Origin of the sequence: Halobacteriovorax sp. ZH5_bin.2, assembly GCF_043196375.1 — a bacterium.
In the GTDB taxonomy this organism is placed as follows: domain Bacteria; phylum Bdellovibrionota; class Bacteriovoracia; order Bacteriovoracales; family Bacteriovoracaceae; genus Halobacteriovorax_A.
This window is the reverse complement of sequence record NZ_JBEBMJ010000001.1, coordinates 836,354-856,120: the sequence shown is the minus strand read 5'-3', so window position 1 is coordinate 856,120 and position 19,767 is coordinate 836,354. Positions and strand designations below refer to the sequence as shown.

Annotated in this window: 24 protein-coding genes and 1 tRNA gene; 13 read left to right on the top strand and 12 right to left on the bottom strand. The window is 37.2% G+C overall.

Annotation, left to right across the window (positions count from 1 at the left end; genetic code table 11):
• The 3 genes from ABMA76_RS04210 to ABMA76_RS04200 all read left to right on the top strand — a co-directional run bounded on the left by ABMA76_RS04210 (position 1) and on the right by ABMA76_RS04200 (position 2,474).
• Complete coding sequence (locus tag ABMA76_RS04210) at positions 1-1,218, top strand: class I SAM-dependent rRNA methyltransferase (protein ID WP_392909310.1); 1,218 nt, start codon at positions 1-3, stop codon at positions 1,216-1,218.
• A 13-nt stretch (positions 1,219-1,231) separates the two neighbouring features.
• Positions 1,232-1,678, top strand: a complete 447-nt coding sequence (locus tag ABMA76_RS04205) for a DMT family transporter (protein WP_392909308.1) — start codon at positions 1,232-1,234, stop codon at positions 1,676-1,678.
• A 76-nt stretch (positions 1,679-1,754) separates the two neighbouring features.
• A complete protein-coding gene (locus ABMA76_RS04200) occupies positions 1,755-2,474 on the top strand; it encodes a 1-acylglycerol-3-phosphate O-acyltransferase (protein ID WP_393060999.1) in 720 nt (239 codons plus the stop codon).
• Between the two features lie 12 nt (positions 2,475-2,486).
• Here the strand turns inward: ABMA76_RS04200 and ABMA76_RS04195 are convergent, their stop codons facing one another.
• The 6 genes from ABMA76_RS04195 to ABMA76_RS04170 all read right to left on the bottom strand — a co-directional run bounded on the left by ABMA76_RS04195 (position 2,487) and on the right by ABMA76_RS04170 (position 7,164).
• Entirely contained in the window at positions 2,487-3,008 is a 522-nt protein-coding gene (locus ABMA76_RS04195; protein ID WP_392909304.1) for a hypothetical protein, read from the bottom strand.
• A 244-nt stretch (positions 3,009-3,252) separates the two neighbouring features.
• Complete coding sequence (locus ABMA76_RS04190) at positions 3,253-3,771, bottom strand: 4Fe-4S binding protein (protein WP_392909302.1); 519 nt, start codon at positions 3,769-3,771, stop codon at positions 3,253-3,255.
• Positions 3,768-4,913, bottom strand: a complete 1,146-nt coding sequence (locus ABMA76_RS04185) for an NADH-quinone oxidoreductase subunit D (RefSeq protein ID WP_392909300.1) — start codon at positions 4,911-4,913, stop codon at positions 3,768-3,770. Before ABMA76_RS04185 ends, ABMA76_RS04190 begins: the two co-directional genes overlap by 4 nt.
• A 21-nt stretch (positions 4,914-4,934) precedes the next feature.
• Positions 4,935-5,570 carry an NADH-quinone oxidoreductase subunit C gene (locus tag ABMA76_RS04180; RefSeq protein WP_392909298.1) on the bottom strand — a complete coding sequence of 212 codons (636 nt, stop codon included), beginning with the start codon at positions 5,568-5,570 and terminating at the stop codon, positions 4,935-4,937.
• Positions 5,563-6,045, bottom strand: coding sequence for an NADH-quinone oxidoreductase subunit B (locus ABMA76_RS04175; RefSeq protein WP_114706451.1), 483 nt, complete (start codon positions 6,043-6,045; stop codon positions 5,563-5,565). The genes ABMA76_RS04180 and ABMA76_RS04175 overlap by 8 nt, the downstream gene beginning before the upstream one ends.
• 162 nt (positions 6,046-6,207) lie before the next feature.
• Positions 6,208-7,164, bottom strand: coding sequence for a hypothetical protein (locus ABMA76_RS04170; protein ID WP_392909296.1), 957 nt, complete (start codon positions 7,162-7,164; stop codon positions 6,208-6,210).
• A 168-nt stretch (positions 7,165-7,332) separates the two neighbouring features.
• Here ABMA76_RS04170 and ABMA76_RS04165 point away from each other — a divergent pair, with 168 nt between their 5' ends.
• A complete protein-coding gene (locus ABMA76_RS04165) occupies positions 7,333-7,908 on the top strand; it encodes a superoxide dismutase (RefSeq protein ID WP_392909294.1) in 576 nt (191 codons plus the stop codon).
• A gap of 16 nt (positions 7,909-7,924) precedes the next feature.
• On the opposite strand, the gene ABMA76_RS04160 is transcribed toward ABMA76_RS04165, so the two are convergent.
• Positions 7,925-8,182 carry a hypothetical protein gene (locus ABMA76_RS04160; protein WP_392859900.1) on the bottom strand — a complete coding sequence of 86 codons (258 nt, stop codon included), beginning with the start codon at positions 8,180-8,182 and terminating at the stop codon, positions 7,925-7,927.
• Between the two features lie 104 nt (positions 8,183-8,286).
• Between ABMA76_RS04160 and ABMA76_RS04155 the strand changes: the two genes are divergently transcribed.
• Positions 8,287-8,679, top strand: coding sequence for a hypothetical protein (locus ABMA76_RS04155; RefSeq protein ID WP_392909292.1), 393 nt, complete (start codon positions 8,287-8,289; stop codon positions 8,677-8,679).
• On the opposite strand, the gene ABMA76_RS04150 is transcribed toward ABMA76_RS04155, so the two are convergent.
• The 4 genes from ABMA76_RS04150 to ABMA76_RS04135 all read right to left on the bottom strand — a co-directional run bounded on the left by ABMA76_RS04150 (position 8,669) and on the right by ABMA76_RS04135 (position 12,633).
• Positions 8,669-9,214, bottom strand: coding sequence for a hypothetical protein (locus tag ABMA76_RS04150; RefSeq protein ID WP_392909290.1), 546 nt, complete (start codon positions 9,212-9,214; stop codon positions 8,669-8,671). The two genes, ABMA76_RS04155 and ABMA76_RS04150, sit on opposite strands and share 11 nt — an antisense overlap.
• Positions 9,187-9,789 (bottom strand): pyridoxamine 5'-phosphate oxidase, encoded by a 603-nt coding sequence (gene pdxH, locus ABMA76_RS04145; protein WP_392909288.1) that lies wholly within the window; start codon positions 9,787-9,789, stop codon positions 9,187-9,189. Before pdxH ends, ABMA76_RS04150 begins: the two co-directional genes overlap by 28 nt.
• Positions 9,790-9,792: 3 nt before the next feature.
• A complete protein-coding gene (locus tag ABMA76_RS04140) occupies positions 9,793-11,646 on the bottom strand; it encodes a hypothetical protein (protein ID WP_392909286.1) in 1,854 nt (617 codons plus the stop codon).
• A 93-nt stretch (positions 11,647-11,739) separates the two neighbouring features.
• Entirely contained in the window at positions 11,740-12,633 is an 894-nt protein-coding gene (locus tag ABMA76_RS04135; RefSeq protein WP_392909285.1) for a LysR family transcriptional regulator, read from the bottom strand.
• Between the two features lie 100 nt (positions 12,634-12,733).
• Between ABMA76_RS04135 and ABMA76_RS04130 the strand changes: the two genes are divergently transcribed.
• From ABMA76_RS04130 to ABMA76_RS04115, 4 genes are all read left to right on the top strand, one after another.
• Positions 12,734-13,291 carry a pentapeptide repeat-containing protein gene (locus ABMA76_RS04130; RefSeq protein ID WP_392909284.1) on the top strand — a complete coding sequence of 186 codons (558 nt, stop codon included), beginning with the start codon at positions 12,734-12,736 and terminating at the stop codon, positions 13,289-13,291.
• Between the two features lie 186 nt (positions 13,292-13,477).
• Positions 13,478-15,781, top strand: a complete 2,304-nt coding sequence (locus ABMA76_RS04125; protein ID WP_392909283.1) for an RND family transporter — start codon at positions 13,478-13,480, stop codon at positions 15,779-15,781.
• Positions 15,782-15,864: 83 nt separating this feature from the next.
• Entirely contained in the window at positions 15,865-16,848 is a 984-nt protein-coding gene (lipA, locus tag ABMA76_RS04120; RefSeq protein ID WP_392909282.1) for a lipoyl synthase, read from the top strand.
• Positions 16,838-17,575: a hypothetical protein gene (locus ABMA76_RS04115; RefSeq protein WP_392909280.1), complete on the top strand. Its 738-nt coding sequence runs from the start codon at positions 16,838-16,840 to the stop codon at positions 17,573-17,575. Before lipA ends, ABMA76_RS04115 begins: the two co-directional genes overlap by 11 nt.
• Positions 17,576-17,609: 34 nt before the next feature.
• Here the strand turns inward: ABMA76_RS04115 and ABMA76_RS04110 are convergent, their stop codons facing one another.
• Positions 17,610-18,137: a hypothetical protein gene (locus ABMA76_RS04110; RefSeq protein WP_392909278.1), complete on the bottom strand. Its 528-nt coding sequence runs from the start codon at positions 18,135-18,137 to the stop codon at positions 17,610-17,612.
• A 143-nt stretch (positions 18,138-18,280) separates the two neighbouring features.
• Between ABMA76_RS04110 and ABMA76_RS04105 the strand changes: the two genes are divergently transcribed.
• The 4 genes from ABMA76_RS04105 to ABMA76_RS04090 all read left to right on the top strand — a co-directional run bounded on the left by ABMA76_RS04105 (position 18,281) and on the right by ABMA76_RS04090 (position 19,730).
• Positions 18,281-18,862, top strand: coding sequence for an RNA polymerase sigma factor (locus ABMA76_RS04105; protein WP_392909276.1), 582 nt, complete (start codon positions 18,281-18,283; stop codon positions 18,860-18,862).
• Entirely contained in the window at positions 18,859-19,212 is a 354-nt protein-coding gene (locus ABMA76_RS04100) for a hypothetical protein (RefSeq protein WP_392909274.1), read from the top strand. The genes ABMA76_RS04105 and ABMA76_RS04100 overlap by 4 nt, the downstream gene beginning before the upstream one ends.
• Positions 19,213-19,229: 17 nt before the next feature.
• The gene (locus ABMA76_RS04095) at positions 19,230-19,613 is read left to right on the top strand and encodes a DUF2237 family protein (protein WP_392909272.1); all 384 of its coding nucleotides are present in this window, start codon (positions 19,230-19,232) and stop codon (positions 19,611-19,613) included.
• A 40-nt stretch (positions 19,614-19,653) separates the two neighbouring features.
• Positions 19,654-19,730: transfer RNA gene (locus ABMA76_RS04090), tRNA-Arg, on the top strand.
• The last annotated feature ends 37 nt before the right edge of the window (positions 19,731-19,767 follow it).

The following is a 19,767-nucleotide window of genomic DNA, read 5'->3' as shown; positions in this document are numbered from 1 at the left end:
ATGAACAAGAAAACCGCAGGTCGTCCACGCATTCGAACACCTAGGGTAGAACTACACCCTGCTAGTGTTAAATATATTTTCAAAGGTCATCCTTGGATTACAAAAGATAAGTACTCTTTAAAGTTTCCAAAGGGATCTCCTTTTATTACAGCAAAGCTTGATGAAGTTAAGAACGATGATGCGAAATTTGTTGTAATGCTTAATGATCCAACTCACGATAGTGTACTCGCTAGAATTTGGAGAATTGGCGAAGGCTCTTCTCACCTTGGTCCAAAGGAGTTTTACTTTGAATTACGTGAGCGTATGCAAGCAAGCTTTGAGGCACGTGGAAATATCGACAATCGAGAAAACTACTACCTAGCCTTTGGTGAGTCGGATTATCTACCAGGACTATTCATTATACGTTTAAAGGATAGAATCTTAATTCAATTCTATGCAAACTTTTGGAATCACTTTGAAAGTGATGTTCTAAAGATTGTAAAAGATTTCTACCCTAAAGATACGATTTGGGTTCAGAAAAGAAACCTTAAGCGCAAGAAAGAATTCTACTGTGCGACTAATAAACAACTAAAAGAAGATAATTTCATCATAGAAGAGTTTGGTGTTAAGTATCAGATCAAGCTTAACCAATTCTATGATATTGGAATCTACACTGACATGGCGGCCATTAGAGATCGTGTAAAAGATGACTTTAATGGGAAAAGTGTTTTAAACCTTTATAGCTATACAGGTGCTTACTCTTTATTTGCCCTCAAGCAAGGTGCAACAGATGTAACAAGTGTTGATCTATCGCAAAAGTACCTTGATTGGCTACATGAAAACCTAGAGCTTAACGAAACGAGTGAAGGCCATGAATCACTTTGTATGCCGACAATCAAGGCCCTCGAGAAGTTCAAGGCCGAAGGTAAGAAGTTTGATCTAATTATTTGTGACCCTCCAAGTGCATCAAGTGATGGAAAGAAAGTTTCCAAAGCTATTGATGCATACAAAGATATGATTCCTCTATTTGATATGATTTTAAATAAGGGTGGAAAAGCACATATCTTTTTAAATACACATTCAATTACACGTAAGAAATTTGAAAATAAGATCAAAGAATATATTGGCAACCGTAAGATTAGTATCACAGGATCACTTAAGCTTACTGGTGATTGTCCATCTCTCAAGGGCTTTATTGAAGGCGACTACCTTAAGGGATTAACACTTCTAAAGAAATAAAGGAAAAGAGTAGATGACAAATAACCTAGCAATAATTGTTCCCCTATTTATTGGTTGTATTGGTATCCTTCAAGGTGCACTAAACCGATTAATGACAAATGATATTGGACTTACTTGGATGGCCCTTCTTGGAAACTTTGTTACTCTCGTTGTTTGTACTGGATTCTTCTTTTTCGTTAAACATAACCCTGAACTCTTTCCTGAGTTTGTTCGCTTAAAAGAATTCCAATTTAGGTGGTGGTATGTCATCCCAGGTTTTTTTGGATTCTTATTTGTTGTAGGGCTCCCTCTAGGAATCTATGAACTTGGCGCCGTTAAAACAACAGTAGGTCTAATCGCGGCCCAAATGGTGACAAGTGTCTTATGGGATATATTTGTTGAGAATATCTCATTAACTGTACCAAAAGGACTTGGGATTCTTATGGCAATTGGCTCTGTTTTATTAATTACACTGTTTTAACAGTTAATTATAAATAGCGTTAACACACTTTCATTTTATAGTCTGACACAGATAATTCCTATGCTATAAAGTAAAAATGCTTTTAATGTATTTTCGTCTATTCATTGCAGGACTATTTTTAGTTATTGGTACTCTAATCTGGATTCCAATCTGTATGTTTCGCCCAGCGAACCGAGGGAATACTTACCTTATCGCCAATTACTATTCGTGGCTTACTCGCCTATTCTTACATATTAAAATTGATGCAAGAGTAAAGAAAGACCATAAAGACGTTAGAAATTCAGTAATCATTTCTAACCACCAATCTAACCTCGATATTTTCTTTGTTGGCCCAGCGCTACCGAAAAGAACAGTTTCGCTAGGAAAGCAATCTCTCGTTTGGATTCCTATCTTTGGCCAAATGTATTACCTCGCGGGAAATATTTTAATTAATAGAACAAACCGAACAAAAGCCTGGAAGGCCATGGCCGAAGTTGCACGAACAATTAAAGAAGATAATTGTAATGTATGGATTATGCCAGAAGGAACTCGTTCTAAAGGGCGCGGACTTCTACCATTTAAGAAGGGCCCATTTGTAGTTGCCATCCAAGGACAGCTGCCAATTTATCCTGTCGTATTTTCTGAATATGAAAAGTCATTTGATCTAAGAAAACTTAGGCCTGGAAAAGTTATCATTGAAGCTCTTGAGCCGATTTCAACAGAAGGAATGACGATGGATGATATTGGAGACCTTATGGACAAGACTCGTGAAAGAATGCTTGCCCATATTAATAAATTAGCTGAAGAATTATCTTAATCTTTCCTCTTATTAGAAGATATTTACTCTTGTCATGTAATCAACTTTTCTAGCGTCTGCTCTTCTTAGTGGTCCTTGCGTACCTGGCGCAGTTGTTCTTCTTCCATCATTTATAGCAGCATTACTTGTTGGACACTCCATCCCTAGGCCACAAAGGTCTTTTCTATTTAAGAAGAGAGCCGCTTCAATAAAGCTATACTTTTTACCATTGTAGATAATCTCTAAATCTTCAATCTTACCTGTTTTATTAGGAAGGATAACAAAATCACCCTTCTCTAGAATATCAAATAGGAATTCCTTGTACTGTGTATATTCTTTCGTAATTTTGAAAAGAACATCATTATAATCTCTACCATTAGTATCTTTAGAGTAAGCACTTACTGTATCACCAAAAATTCTAATTGATCTAATATCTTGATCACCATGATACTTAGTTCTAATTTTTAAATCACCAGAAGTTGCAAAGATTTGCTGGTAAGCAAATGAGTTAAGTGCAACAAATAGAACTAAAATTGATTTGATAAGTGTTTTCATATTTTCCCCTCTATACCTATAGAGATGCACTTTGTGTGCCAAGATTTATATGTAATTTTAAGGAGATAGAGTGTCTAAGACTAAGACAGTGTAAATAAAAAAGGCTCCGTTAGCTGGCCCTTCCCATAGCTCCAGAGACAACAAAGCCTGCATAAATGCAGGCTTGTTGAATATAATTTTCTAGCTAAAGTATTAGTGAGCTAGCACCACATCATATCTTGTTTACGCAAGATGCTGCGGATGCTTATTTAACAATTCTTTCACGCCATTTTTTGATATCTGGTGCTAGATAGTCGTACTTCATCTCATCAAGAGTATATTGAGAGAATTCGTAGTCTGTCGTGTGAGTAAGACACTCAGTTGGACAAACAGTAGTACAAAGACCACAGTAACAGCAAAGAGCTGTATCGATTGTGTATTGAAGAAGATCTAACTTAATTGGTGTCCCACCACTTGTCTTAAGTGCTGGAGCATCTTTTTCTCTTCTAACAGCTGTAATGTAGATACAGTCAACTGGACAAGCAGTTGCACACTGGTAACAAGAAATACAGTTTTCAACGTCATTAAATAGACGTGAACGAGAGTTCTTTGGAAGCTCTTCTCTTACTTCTGGATATTCAATTGTTACAGGCTTTACACCGTATACATACTTAAAAGTAATCCCTAGACCTTTAGTTACTGTTCTAACTCCAGTCCAGATATTCTTAAACCATTTTCCTAATGTTAGTTGCTCACCTGCTTGGTAAGTTGCTTGAGTGCTCATCGGTCAACCTCTCCTAGTACAATATCAATACTACCGATCGTAGCAACGAAGTCTGCGATCATCTGACCTTTTCCAAGTTCAGGTAGCATTGAAGTGTGTGTAAAACATGAAGACTTAACTTTAACTCTGTAAGGAGTTTTTCCACCATCTGAAACGATGTGGTAACCAAGTTCTCCACGAGGACACTCAGTTTTTGTATAAATCTCACCTTTTGGCAGCTTAATGATTTTTGGAACTTTCCCCATAACAGGTCCAGCCTCAATTCCATCAAGAGCTTGACGAAGGATTTTAATTGATTCAAAAATCTCGAAAACACGTACATAGTAACGATCCCAACAGTCACCAACAGTTCCCATTTCACCTTTACCTGTAACGATATCGAAATCAAATTTTTCGTAAAGTCCGTATGGCTTCTTCTTACGAAGATCCCACTCAACACCTGAACCACGAAGAACAGCACCTGTTGCACCGTACTCAAATGCCATTTCAGGAGTAACAATACCAACATTAGCAGTTCTGTTACGGAAGATTGCGTTCATACCAACAAGATCGTGGTACTTCTTCATATTCTCTTCCATTTTAGTACAGAAAGTATCAATACGACGAAGTTGATCATCATTGATATCATTCCACACACCACCAATCCAAATATAATTATAAAGAAGACGTGCCCCAGAAAGTTCTTCAAAGATTCTTAGGATTTCTTCTCTATCTTGGAATGCATATAAGAAAGGAGTAAAAGCACCAAGGTCAATTGCATATGTACCAAAGTACATTAAGTGTGATGCAATTCTTTGTAGCTCAGCTACAATAACTCTGATGTACTCTGCTCTTTCAGGAACTTCAGTTCCAAGCATCTTTTCAACACCGTGAACATATCCCCACTCCATTCCCATGGCACCAAGGTAGTCCATACGGTCAGTGAAAGGAATGATTCCACGATAATCTAAGTTCTCGCTGTGCTTTTCCATACAACGGTGTAGGTAACCAAGGTATGGTGTCGCTTCAACAACGATTTCAGAATCTGTTTTAATCTCAACACGTAAAACACCGTGAGTGGCAGGGTGCTGAGGCCCCATATTTACTGTCAGTAGATCAGTATGTAAGGCTTCTTGTTCTTGTTTTAATGTATTATCTTCCATTAAAAATATCCTTAAAATTAATTATTTAGCTTCTTCCATCTTCTTATTTAGAGCGGCCTCTAAATCAGTAGAAATCTTTCCATCCCATGAACCAGAGATCTTCTTTGGTTCAGCAGCATCAATTCTCGCCTTAGCGAAGAATTCGTGATCTGCGATATTCATTTTATGTTCAGGATTAACTTCGAAACCTTGCCAAACTTTTTGAACTTCATAGTCTTTACGAAGCGGGAAACCTTCCCAATCTTCTGGACAAAGAATTCTTCTATGATCTGGGTGTCCAACAAATTCAACACCATTCATATCGTAAACTTCTCTCTCTAAGAAGTTAGCCGACTTCCAAACATCACATACAGAATCAATTTTAGGAACATCATCTTTACTTGCTTTTGGAAGCTTAACTTTGATCATTACATCATCAGAGTTTGTAATAAATGAAGCCAGCATATAGTTAACTTCAATTTCACTCTCATAATCAACACCTGATACAACTTGAAGTACGTTGAACTGATATTCAGAACTATCTCTAAGCGCATAACAAACGTCTTTAATTTTTGAAGCATCAACTAAGATCGGCTTATCACCTGCTTCGTTTTCAATTAAAGAGGCATTTGCACCGCTAACTTTATCATTAATAAAAGTTACTAATTCATTAAGCATGCTTCACCCACTTATCTTTAAGAAGTCTCTCGTTAGCAACTTTCTTTTGAAGTGTCATTAAACCTTCGATTAAAGCCTCTGGTCTTGGAGGACAACCTGGTACGTAAACGTCAACAGGAATGATCTCATCAACACCTTTTAGAACGTGGTAACCGTGTTGCCAGTATGGCCCACCTTTGTTAGCACATGAACCCATCGAAATAACATATTTCGGCTCGGCCATTTGTTCATAAAGAGTCTTAATTCTTGGTGCCATTTTAAGAGTTACAGTACCTGCAACAATCATTAAGTCAGCACGTCTTGGTGTCGCCATGAAAGCACCACAACCGAATCGTTCTAAGTCATACTTAGCACCACCAGTTGCCATCATTTCAATAGCACAACAAGCTAGACCAAATGTCATTGGCCAAAGAGAGTTCTTTCTTCCCCAGTTAAGGAAGTCATCAAGTTTTAATAAAACAACACTATCTTGCATTGCCAGCAATCCTTTTTATAGATGTATAAAATTATGAAATTCTTAGGTTATAAATTACCAATGCTTAGCTTTGTAGTCAATTAAAGCCGAGGAAAAAAGAGAGTTTTTTGTATGGAAACGTTGGTGCATAGAGACATTATTGAGTTTAGTCGTCAATAAAATTTAGTCTAAATATGAACGACATCTAGCATTAAATTTAGATTCTTCCTGACCCATCTTTTTATTAGCACTCGCTATGGAGCGGCTTTGACTCTCCTTTAGATAGGTCATGCGCTTAAGATCATTTTGACAGACCTTGGTCATGATCGTTTCAAACTCCTCTATTACAGCTACTGGATACGGCTTAGACCAAGCCGATGAGATGAGGCTAGAGTCTTCGCTCGAACTATGCTCAACTATCTCGTGAGAGATACCTAATTTGTTTACCGCATGCTTAAACTGGTCATAATGTGCCCCTAGTTTATAAAACTCCTTTACAGCAAGCTCTCTTGAGAACTCCTCTCCATCTAAAATATTTAGGCACTGTGGAGAGATCGCTTTAAGCCCATAAATCTCGCGTCCGACACGACACTCAACTAAAAAGGCATCAACTTCCCCACCCTTGCCTTGGATCGTATCACTTAAAAAGGTAGAAACAGAGAAATCACTTAAGTAAGGATTAAATGGCTTCTTATAGATATAATGAGTTAACTCGTGAATAAGATCTAGAACGGCATTCTTAGTTGAATGAGACTTATCAATATAAACCTTGGACCTTGTCTCAAAGCGTACGCTTTCAGGTGAGCTTGGATTGAACTTTCTCACAAGGGTCGTATCTGTCACTGAAGCATCACCACTATCAATAACCTCTTCAAGTCGCTTGCGATCCTTGGCGGCCCTTAAGCGTGCCTTATCAATTAACTGAATCCCAAGCTTTGAGGTTGAGACGATTTCAATTAATTGCTCAATGCTACCCTCTTGAGTCGAACTCAGCTTGCGCCAATTTCCACCATACTTATCAGTAGCCGAGTGAATTACTCCACCGCGTTGCCCCCAACTGCTCGCATTTGCACTAAATGCCACAAGGTAAATTGTTAATATTGATAGAGCAAATGTAGGTAGATGACGTCGAAAATGCATTAGCTTAAAATCGACATCTGGGCAAAATTCTTGAGTAAAATTTGAGGAGAATTTCAAAAGGGCAAAAATAATTTCTATAACTTAATGCGTTTTGCACTTAAAGAACAAACGCATTAGAATAGAGCTGTTCAAAAAACATTATAAGAATCTAGAATTAAGGAGAAAAGAATGGAACATAAACTTCCAGAACTACCATGGGCAAAGGATGCTCTAGCACCTCATATCTCAGCTGAAACAATTGAGTACCACTACGGAAAGCACCACAATGCATACGTAACAAAGCTAAACGCTGCGATTCCAGGTACTGAATTCGAAAATATGACTCTTGAAGAAATCATCATGAAGTCAACTGGTGGCCTATTCAACAACGCTGCTCAAGTATGGAACCACACTTTTTACTGGAACTGTCTTGCTCCAAACGCAGGTGGTGAGGCAACTGGTGCAGTAGCTGACGCTATCAACGCAAAATGGGGATCATTTGATAAGTTCAAAGAAGAATTCTCTAATGCAGCTGCAACTAACTTTGCTTCAGGTTGGACTTGGCTAGTTAAGACTAAAGGTGGAGAGCTAGAGATCGTTAACACTGACGATGCACAAACTCCAATGACTGATGGTCACACTGCTCTAATGACAATTGACGTATGGGAACACGCTTACTACGTTGATTACAGAAACGCTCGTCCTTCATATATCGAAGCTTTCTGGAAGCTAGTTAACTGGGATTTCGTTAACTCAAATCTTTAATTAAACGAAAGGCCTCTTATGAGGCCTTTTTTTCTTCTTCTTCGATATAACCTAAAACTTTTACTTCAAAACCAAATTGCTTTTCTCTTCTTAAAAGCTTGAAACGAGACTTATCTTTAGTTGGATGCAGATGCTTAATCTGTCCTAACGTTTCTTGTAGTAATTTTGCCGATTCAATTGAGTGGCACTGAATTTTATATTGGTCCCCTTTCCTCTGCTCAACAGGTAAAAGGTAAAACTCATCTTCAAATAAATTTACATCAATCAAAAACATTCTCTTTCCCCAAAGTATAAGTACTTATTATTTCGGATGTTTTCGAAAAATATTAATGATTTTTTTTATTATGTCGATAGGTACATAGAATAATGGAGATATTTATGAAAAGAATTATTGCCGCTAACCTACTTGTTCTAATCGCTTTCACAATTAAAGCTGGACGTGAATATAAGGACCAAGATGCAATTCAATATGAAAAGAATCTAAATGCTCAAATTAGTCAGGCAGTTGAGATCGCTAACTTAAGACAACAAGTTGCGTATCAGAAAGAAACAATTAAAGGTATAAAAGATGAGTACCAAGCGGCACTCAATAATATGCAAAGCCTTGTCTCTGCAAACCAGCAGGCCAAGCAACATATCTACACTCTAAAAACAGGTAACGACAAACTAGCAAAAGCACTTGATAGAAATGGCCTCGTTACACCTGAGCTTGCAAAGTACATCACAAGAGAAAGTGGAAGACTTCCAGCAAGTAAAGATTCTAAAAAGTAAGAAAGCTATAAACGATAGAAATATCAAATTGAAAAAGAGAAAAGATCTCTTTTCCTGCGTAGTAATTCATATCTGTGCGAACTCTTAATTGGTCTGAGAATGGAATATTAAAACCCATTCCAAGTATGACAGAGCTATATGTTCGATTTACAAGCCCCGTGAGCATTTGTCCGTTATAAATAGAAGATCTCCCCTCAACCATCGTCCAATGTCCACCAAGATTCATATCAAGCCACTCTTCTGGTGAAATACGAAACATAAAGCCGAATTGATTTGTATCAAGATCGACCTTAAATCCTTGATGATCATTAGAAAGTGTTCCTGTTCTAAAAAAGCCTTCCAGTGCCAGTGCACCAAACTTCACTCCGACATTTGCAGAAGGAAAGATTGCCGTTGCACCATTGTAATAATCTGTTTCAGATATAACACCACTTAGTGATGCCCCACCTCCAGCATATAGCTCAGAAGCATTTCCGCTAGAGGTATAGATTAAAATAGTAAATATAATTATGGATAAAGTCTTAGTGAGTGCCACTCATTACCTTTTTTAACAAATTGAAAGCGATCGTTTAAACGGAACTCTCCGTAAATAAAGAAAGTAATTTCTTTAATATCGACTAAGTAACCACCCCAGTTTTCAGGATATGGGACTTCTTCTTTATAGCGTTCAAGCCCTTCATTATATTCTTGTACTAACCTCTTGCGATCTTCAACTGGTGAAGACTGATTAGAAATTGAACTTGCTACCTGGCTCTCATGAGCACGAGATTGAAAATAGTTCTTTGATACTTCAGTATCACACTTTGAAATTGAACCCCTGATTCTGACTTGCCTACCAAGTCGATGCCAGTAGAAAGTCATGGCCACATTTGGGTTTGCAATAATCTCCTGTGCCTTTACCGAATTATAATTTGTGAAAAATAGTGGCCTATTACCAACGACTTCTTTTAAGAGAAGCGTTCTAGCATTTGGTTGCCCTGATTCATCAACTGTTGAAAGAGTAAATGCAGGGCCATTTTCTTCTTTGGCCACGGCCTCTTTAAACCATGTTTCAAAAATCTCAACAGGAGATTCTTTGTAGTCACCTAAAAATTCTTTGTAATCACTCACACCCTACTCCGTAATAATTTGAAAGTCTCTTTTTGAGTCGTGAAAATCGCGGTTAATATCGAGGATCTCATAATAAACCTTAGGGAACTCATGCTCACCATAATTAAAATGAACTGGTTGAGTACGGTTTCCTAAAATATCCAACTTAAAAAACATTAAGTTTGGCAGGTCATCAATTGGAACAAGACTTTGCACAACACGATAAAAGTACTTACGAAAGTTATTTTTGTCGATGTTATCGATCACCTTTTCAAGTTTTATATAGATATTATCCACTTCCGAGTTAAGGATTCTTTGAATTCGCTTGGCAACATGACGAGTATGGGCCCTTTGCCAGAAAAAGATCTTACTTATGAAATACTTACCTTTTCCATTTCGTGTGACGACGCGATAACCGCGATCTTTTTTAATCTTATTAACCTCATCAATAATACGTTCTAATGGAACATTCTTAATATATTCAAAGATCTCTTTCCTTAAGACAAGACGGTACTTAACCTCTGTCGTGATATTCGTCTTGACCGTATCAAGCTCTTTAAAATCGATCTTTGAGAAAATGAACTGAGGAACCAATGCCTTAATCTTCTTCTTTGTCGATTTCCACTCACCGCGTGTAAAGTATCGATCCTTTCTAAGATAATTTGTTCCAAAATCAACAGATGTTTCAGTTACTCTATCCTTTGGTATAAAAGAAAAGTACGATTCTTCAATCTTATCTCTTCTTTTGTGAATAAGGATATTGAACTCTTCACTGTACTTATAAACTTTATTTGGAAAGAAATACTCTCCAACATCAGGGCCATTTAAGATCGAGATATGGTTTTTATAATAAGTCCAATCGTAATCAACATCACTAATAAAGATTCCGAGCTTGAATCCTCGACGTTTGAATTTATATTCATTAAAACCTTGGAAAAGTAACTTTACCCCCGTACCAAATGTTGCAATTTCATTTGCTAGGCTAAAGTCAGAAATAAGTTTTTCTTCAATATACTTTCGACCTGTATACTGACCAATCATTTTGTCCGTATTCAACTTATACTTCGGCTTAATGATTCGATCAAAGGCCTCTCTTGCGTGCGGAAGGCTTAGGTCAAAGATATAATCTAGAACATACTGCTCGCCTATTCCACGGCCTAGGTTATATTCTAATAACTTTAGTTGGAAGTTCTTAGAAACAAAGTCGGGTGTATTTACCTTCTCAACAAGGGCAACAAAGAAATCACTCTTTACTTTGGCACCAGTTTTGGCCTCCGTAGAAGTTCTTGTCACAATTTTTAAGCGAACCTTACTTTCATCCATGCGGTAGATATTAATATTGTAATTACCACTTGTAATAACATTGGCAAAAGCACTGGCATCAACAATATCCCCATAACCGTAAGCAGCACTCAATCCAAAATTTAAAGTCATTTGTGCCGGGATACTGACAAAGTCCCCAATGGCCAACCTCTTAAGAGTACTTTCTGCGTTATAAGGAAGCTTGTTAATTGAATAAGGGATCGCGAGAATTGCTTTCTTTTGATCATCAAAGTGACGAATAAAAGTTACTCGATCATTTTTAGAAAACGTTAGATTAATCGGTGTCACGGCATCAATATATGAGCCAGGGTTTACGTGACGATTAAAACTCCACTCATCGACACGAGCAAACTTCCCCTTCAAATAGGAAGGAGTCATTTCATAGCCGTACTTAAGACCGACACCTACACCTTTTATTTTATCCCAATCTAACAACTTTACAGTTGTGGACAGGTTAAGGTTGGCAATCTCTCTAACAATAATATCTTTAATCTTTCCATCTTTTAGAAAGCCAATATCTTCGGCCCTAGTCTCAAAAGATACATGAAAAGACATAGAGATAAGTATAGTCATTACAATGGACTTAATAAGGGAATAATTTTTCATCGACAAATGCTAACTAGTTTTAAACAGGTCGGCAAATGGAAATTAATGAAGATTTAACTGATTAACGTCTGTATCAACCATTAATAAATCTTTTAATTTTCTAGCAAAGAGTAAATTCTCATTTTTCTTTTTAAGAATTGCATATGTTGGAACACCAATATCATGCTGAGGGCCAAGACAGTACAACTCCTGAAAGATCGACTCATTACCAATTGCAGCAAGAACGATCTCCCCTCTTTGTGCCAACGTCGACAAATAATAAAGGTGCTCACTAAAGAAAGCTTCCTTTAAGTAAACCTTCTGCTCTTTAAGAACTTGCTTCGCATTAACAATCATTTTTTCATCAGATGAAAGAAAACCAATGGGTAGCTTTTTAACTAATTTTTCGAATGGTAAGTCGCGATATTTCGCTGCAACAGCAGTGTTTACATAGAAACGAAGCTGATTTTGGGCAACGAGGTAGTTTTCGTATAATTCGTTAGAAAGCTTCTTATCGCTGATGGCCACATCAACAGTATCATTTTCAAGATAGTACATTGTCTGAGAGAAATTCTTTGAGCGCTTTGTGATGGTATGGCCAAAATCACTATAGGTAGAATAATAGTCCGCTAATACCGCTGCAATATTTGGCGACTCAAGATGTGACTCAATCGAAAAAGTCACATCGTAACCACCATCGTCATGAGGTGTTAAATGATCAACAAGGCGCATCCCATTTGAGAAAACCCCCTTAGCATGAGAATAGACCTCCTCACCTTTTTTTGTTAAAACGATCTCCCTAACCTTTCTTTCGAAAAGTTGCACACCGTAATTTTGCTCAAGCTTTTTAATCTGCTCACTTACAGTTGATGAAGCAAGGCCCATTTTTTCAGCGGCCTTCTTTACAGATTTATGCTTTGCAGCTTCATAAAAACAATAGAGATGATTCCAATTCATACGACTACAATAGTTCGGAAATTCCGAATTTACAAACAATTGACTTAATATAGCTAAATAAAATCGCTACTATCTTACTAGTTTTACAAAGAGGATGGAAATGACGACGCAAAACACGATGTTTACAGCAATCAAAAAACAAAATGAGAATCGTATCAACCTTAGGAATGTTGATAACTTACGATTAATCAGTGCCTCTAAGATTGAGAAGAGTTCTTTCGATAACTCAATGCTAGATAAAATCAATATTCGCCACTCTGATTTAAACGAGAGTGATCTAAGAAAATGTAATATCAAATATGCAAAGCATAATAACTCAAACTACGAGGGTGTTGACTTCACTTGGTCAAACCTTGCAAAGAATCGTTTTAAAAGAATTAATCTGAAAGACGTGAACTTAGAGTGTACAAATTTAGAAGATAGCACATTTGATGAATGTGACCTTGCAGCGACAAGTATGAGATGGGCAAACTTAAGGGGTGTAACTTTCAAAAGTTGCAACCTTACTGGATGTGACTTCTCTAATGTTGACTTAACAGGGACGATCTTTATCAATTGTAACCTTAAAGGTGCTAAATTTAATATCAATACAAAAATGCCATTCTTAAGAGAGAATGCCATTTCTAAGTTAGGAATGGATTTCGTTGGAATCCAATAAGGCCTAGCTTTAGACAAACGCTCTAGCTGACAATGTTCGCTCTCGAACACATTGAGAGTATCGACACTATTTTGCTAGAGCGTCTACATCAATCGAGTATTTCTTATCATCTCCCCCCTAAATTCTTAGCTTTTCTTTACAAAACTTAATATAGTGTTAGTGAAAACTTCAAAGGAAATGAATTATATGAAACGTGTTCACTCACTTGCAGAAAGAGTCGCGAAGTATATCGTCGACCATACTAAAACTTGTCTTCTAATTTCATTTATCTTCTTAATTGCCCTAAGCTCAGGCCTACCAAAAATTCATGCTAACTACTCCGTTAAGGGTTGGCTAATGGATCACGACCAGCGCCTGCTAGATCTAAAAGAGCATGAAGGAATCTTTGGGAGTTCAGACACCATCGACATCATGGTCTATAAAGAAGATGGCCTCTTTGATGAAAATACCATTAAAACAATTCAAGATATCACTCAAGACTTGTGGCAGATTAAGCATATTGTACGAGTTGAAAGTTTAACGAATCACAACTCAATTGAATCAGAAGATGATGATATTTTTATTACGCCTTTCTTAGATGAAGAAGTTGAGTTAACTCCAGAGAATTTAAAACTTAAAGAACAGCTTGCCACTCATGATCGACAACTTGTTAATTCAACAATTTCGAAATCTGGCCGCTTTACTTATATCAGAGCATTCCTTGATACTTTCGAAGGAACACCTCCCTATGATCAAGTCGTAGTCGATACAGAGGCACTGCTTGAAAAATATAATAAGGCCGAAGGGATAAAGTTCTACCTCGGTGGAATCTCTTTTATTAATGAGTCACTTCAAAGAGCATCTGATCGAGACATGATGGTTGTCTTTCCAATCGTTGTTGGGGTTCTTTCTCTCATCCTTTTCCTATTTTTTAGAAATCTTTTAGGAATCGTTCTTCCATTCTCTCTCGTTGGCCTTGCCATTATTACGACATTTGGGATTGAAGGCCATTTAGGAATTGAGCTATCGAGTATTATTGCGGCCCTCCCGGCCATCTTGATTGCGATTGGTCTTGCTGACTCAATTCACATCTTAATCACCTATAGACACTTCTATATTTTTGATCGCATGAATGAGCACGATGCAGCTATTGCAGCTCTAAAGAAGAACTTTATTCCAACGCTACTGACAACACTGACAACAGCAATTGGATTCTTCTCTCTTACATCCACTGATATTAAGCCAATTTATAATCTAGGGATTCTTTCAGGGATTGGAACTTGTATCGCATGGTTCTACACTTATTTCTTCCTAGGCGCACTTCTAACAAAAGTACACTTTAAAGTGGGAGATCGTGACGATAAATTCCATGCGTTTGATGGCATCTTTATGTTTGCAGAAAAGCATAAGGTTATTATCAATATCCTGACACCTATTATCACAATTGCTTCAATTTACTTTGGAATGCAAAACTATATCAATGCTGACCCTATTGAATATTTTGACGAGCACACTCCTGTTAAGCAGGCCTTCAATATGGTTAGAAAAGAGTTTGGTGGCTCTAGAATGATTGAGCTTGTTTTTGACTCAGAGAAACCAGAAGGTGTGAAAGACCCGGCCTTCTTAAAGAAGTCAGAAGAGCTTGTTCAGTGGATGCTTAAGGACGAAAAGATTATTCGCGTTAGCTCAATTTTAGATATTGTAAAACAGATGAATAAGACTCTTCATAGTGATAATGAAGAATTCTATGCTATCCCTGAAACTCGTCGAGCAGTAGCAGATCAACTCTTCCTCTACACTCTTGGATTACCACAAGGGCTTGATCTCAAAAATCAGTTATCCCTTGATAATCGTCGTTTTCGCGTTCTTGTCATGTGGGACATTAATGACTCAACAGCGGCCATTGCTAAAACAGATAAAATTTTAAAGAAGGCCGATGAAATCGGGATTAAGATATATGAGGCGGGACAATCGCCAATCTACAATCGAGTTAATGACCTCGTTGTAAATACTCTTCTAACTTCGATGAGTATTTCACTGCCTATTATCTTTCTTATTATCCTATTTGTTTTCAAGGATCTTAAGCTTGCACTACTCTCCCTTATTCCAAATGTCTTTCCTCTATCGGTAGCGGCCGGAATTATGTACTTTGCGGGAGATGAGTTAAATATTGGTAACGTTATCGTCTTTGCCGTGTGTTTGGGTATTGCCGTCGATGACACCATTCACTTTATCTCAAATTACAAACTCAAGGTACTCCAAGGAATGAACGGTCATGATGCTCTTGCATCAACAATGCACCAAACAGGAAAGGCCCTAGCGTTAACAACAACAATGTTAACAATTGCCTTTGGACTCTTTTACTTAGGTGATTTTGTTCCAAACCAGAAGTTTGGGGTTTACTGCTCAGTGATCCTAACTCTTGCACTAGTTGCGGATTTAGTGATCTTACCTGCTGCATTACTGAGTTTAAAGAGCTCAAAAGTTGAGACAGACACTGCTAAGGTATAGAAAATTCATAGATCCTCAGCATATGTCTTAACTTACGAGCTTAAAATTGCTATAAGCAAGGACATATTTTGAGGATTATATAAATGACTGATAACCAAGTAAATCAAATGGATTACGAAGAATCTCGTAAAAAAATTCAAGAAAAGAAAGCTCGTCTTAATGTTGGAAAGAAACAAGAGGCACGCAACCTAGAAAGAAAGCCAGAGTGGTTGAGAAATAAAATTCCAACTGGTGATAACTTCAAAGAAGTCAGAAAAGAATTAAGAGAAAAGCAACTATTTACAGTTTGTGAAGAAGCAAGTTGCCCAAATATGTCGGAGTGTTGGTCTGCAAAGACGGCAACGATGATGATCCTAGGTGGTACCTGCACACGTGCTTGTAAGTTCTGTCATGTTGATACAGGAAACCCACAAGGTATTGTGGATTTCAATGAAATCGAAAATGCGGCAAAGATGGTTGAAACAATGTCTCTTAAGTATCTTGTTGTAACAAGTGTTGATCGTGACGATCTTCCTGACTTTGGAGCTGGACACTTCGCCAACGTAGTAAAAAGAATTAATAAGGACTACCCTGATACACTTGTTGAAGTTCTAATTCCGGACTTCAATGCTGTCCAAGAACATATGCACACGTTAGCAAAGAGTAATCCTTTTGTTATTGCTCAAAATGTTGAAACAGTAAGAAGGCTAACTCATGATGTTCGTGATCGTCGTGCAGGTTATGAAAAGACTTTAAATTGTTTAAAATTCTACAAAGAAAATTACCCTCATATTTCAACTAAGACTTCGCTCATGCTAGGACTTGGTGAAACTCATGAAGAAATTCTAGAAACACTTAAAGACCTAAGAGAAGTTGGTTGTGACATCGTAACTTTTGGTCAATATATGCGTCCGACAATGAGACACCTAAAAGTTGATCGTTACTACAGGCCTCAAGAATTTGATCGCTACAAAGAAATTGCCTATGAAATGGGCTTTGAATTCGTTGCTTCGGGGCCAATGGTAAGAAGTAGTTATAAGGCAGCAGATTATCTTGATCACCTAAGGGCAAAAGGTCATGACGTTTAACGATTTAATTAATGAACTTGATATCAAGAACTACACTCTTGAGTCCAAGAACCAAACTCATATCTTTCAAAAAGACAATTGGGACTATCTTGAAGCTCTAGCGTTTCAAGAAAAGGCCAATGAATTTATTTATAATAATCCGGAACAAATGGTTTATATCATCACTTCTCACCCAGAAGTTTTTACGATGGGAAGAGGCCTGCAAAGAAATCAAATTGAAGAACATGGATTAGTAGACTTTGACCAGGCCCTTGTGGGCAAGATCGATGTCCCTGTAGTGGAAATTAAGCGTGGCGGAGGTCTTACTTTCCACCACCCTGGACAAGTCATTGTTTATCCAATCGTAAATATTGCTCAACAGAAGCTAAGAACAATTGAACTAATCAATAACCTTTTTAAAAGTACAGTTAATGCAATTAACTTAAGTGATAATACAATTCGTGATCTTGATTTTGACCGGCCATTATTAGGTTTATGGCATGGAGAAAAGAAAGTTGCATCAATGGGTGTTCAGCTCAAGAAATTCGTCTCAATGCATGGGATGGCACTGAATGTTTATCCATCAGAGAAAATGAATAAGGCCTTGATGATGACTTTTCCATGCGGCCTACCTGGAGATATCTACAATACCCTTGTGAATATTTCTTCAGATGATCTCAATACAAACCATGAAGAATATCGTATGAGATTTATTAATCAATTAGTTCAAGAAATTTACAAGAATTAAAAAAGGGCCTCAAAAGGCCCTTTGCATATTTAGATTACTTACTACTATAAGACTTAATTTTTTCTTTAAACTTCTTCCTTTCGGCCTTCATCTCTTCATAGAAGTCTTTCTTCATGCCTTTTATTACCTCTCGCTGATCTTGATGACGAAGTTTTTTCATATTCTTTCTAAATTCTTTACTCTTTTCTCTGATCTGTTTTCTAATTTGTTTATTCTCTTCTTTCTTACCAAATTGTAAATTCTTCTTAAGAGCATAAATTTCATCTAAATGCTTAAGCATTTGAGCTTCATTATCTTTTAAAAACTTTTCTCTTTGTGAAAAGATTTTCTTTTCAAATGCAACCTTCTTCTTGTGTTGATTGTCCTGAAATTTTGCAAAATCACTTTCTAACTTCTTAAGATCTCCTTTAGAGAGCTTAGAAAAATCTCCATCCATTTCAGTCATCTTTTCATAACGAGCACCGCGATCTTTTTTATACTTCCTCTCACCTCTTCCACCACGGTCGGCAAGTGAAGAAAAAGCTAATAAAAAAGTAAATATCATAATCGAAAGAGTTTTCATCATTTTCTCCTTTTTATTCAGTTAACTGTTATACTATTCTTATAAAAAAAGGTTTCACAGGCCAGTAACTAGTGAATATTATAGCACTTTATTAAGCAGGCGAAACCTTTGATCGCAATATTCGTATAATAGGTATGCGTATAATGAAGAACTTTATCTGGTCAAATTCGCAATCAAAACTCGGCTCATCAGACCTGATGGAAATTGTTGCAAAAAATGATGATCACCAGGCGTTCGAGGCCCTTTACCAAAGACTAAGTTCAAAATTATATCAATTCGTTTATTACATTCTCTTAGACGAACAAAAGGCACAAGAGATTGTTCACGATGCTTTTTTAACTTTATATGACAAAAGAAAAATGTATCGGAAGGAATATCAGGTATCGACTTGGCTTTGGACAATTGCGCGAAACAAAAGTTATGACTACCTCAAAAAGATGAAAGAACAAAGTATTCCGGATGAAAGCGTGATCGTTAATATTGAAGATGAGCAATTATCTGCACTGGAAAAACTAATTGAGGATGCCAATTCAGAAGTCATCATTGAGGCCATCTCAAAACTGCCTTCGACACAGAGGCAGGCAATTACTCTCTGGATGGATGATTGCACAGGTGATGAAATTGCAGAAATACTAGGAAAGTCGAGGCAAGCAATAAAGAATTTAATTAACCGCGCTAAATTGAGATTAAAAGAAACACTTGAAAACACAATGGAGTCTTTATGAAAGATTCAATTAATGAGATTAATATTAAAACAAAACTAAAATCAAAAGCGACTATCAATCCGCCTAAAGAAATGAAGGCAGCTTTCAAAACAAAGTTTGAAGATCATCTCAAGCTGAAACAGAAGAAGAAAAAGCAATGGCTAAGTATTGCGCTTGCTAGTGCCACTTTCTGTCTTGCTCTCGTTCTTTTCCTTAATGTAAATCAATCTTCGAGTACAACAAGTAACGTTAAAGATTATTTGGCCTATATTGAAAGTAACTTTTCAAATGATGATCATGTCTTAGAAAGTCTTGATGAAGTTAACACCCTCTCATATAATGACATTGATACTGAATACAGTGATTATTGAAGAACGAAGGAAAGCTTGTGACAAGTGAAAGCAACGGCCATTTAAATGTACTAGGAACTCCCCTACAGATGTGTGGGTGTACACCAATGACAGGCTTTTGGCGTGATGGTTTTTGCCGTACAGATATCAATGACAGAGGCATGCATACAGTTTGTTGTATCGTTACTGAAGAGTTTCTTGAGTTCTCTAGAGAGGATGGAAATGACCTTTCGACTCCCATGCCACAATTTCAATTTGCCGGTTTAAAACCAGGAGATCGCTGGTGTCTTTGTGCAGGCAGGTGGCTTACGGCGTATAAGGCAGGGAAAGCCTGTCCAATCATTCTTGAAGCATGCCACGAGGAAACACTGGCCGTCGTTCCGATGCAATTTCTAACAGAAATGGCCTATAACAAAGCTTAGGCTTTACTGGCCCAGAGATTACGAATACAATATATTGAATGCAGCCGTAGTTCAGTTGGATAGAACGTCAGACTTCGGATCTGAATGTCGGGGGTTCGAGTCCTCCCGGCTGCGCCACTATAGTCCTTTTAAAAATCACAAAATTTATAAAATA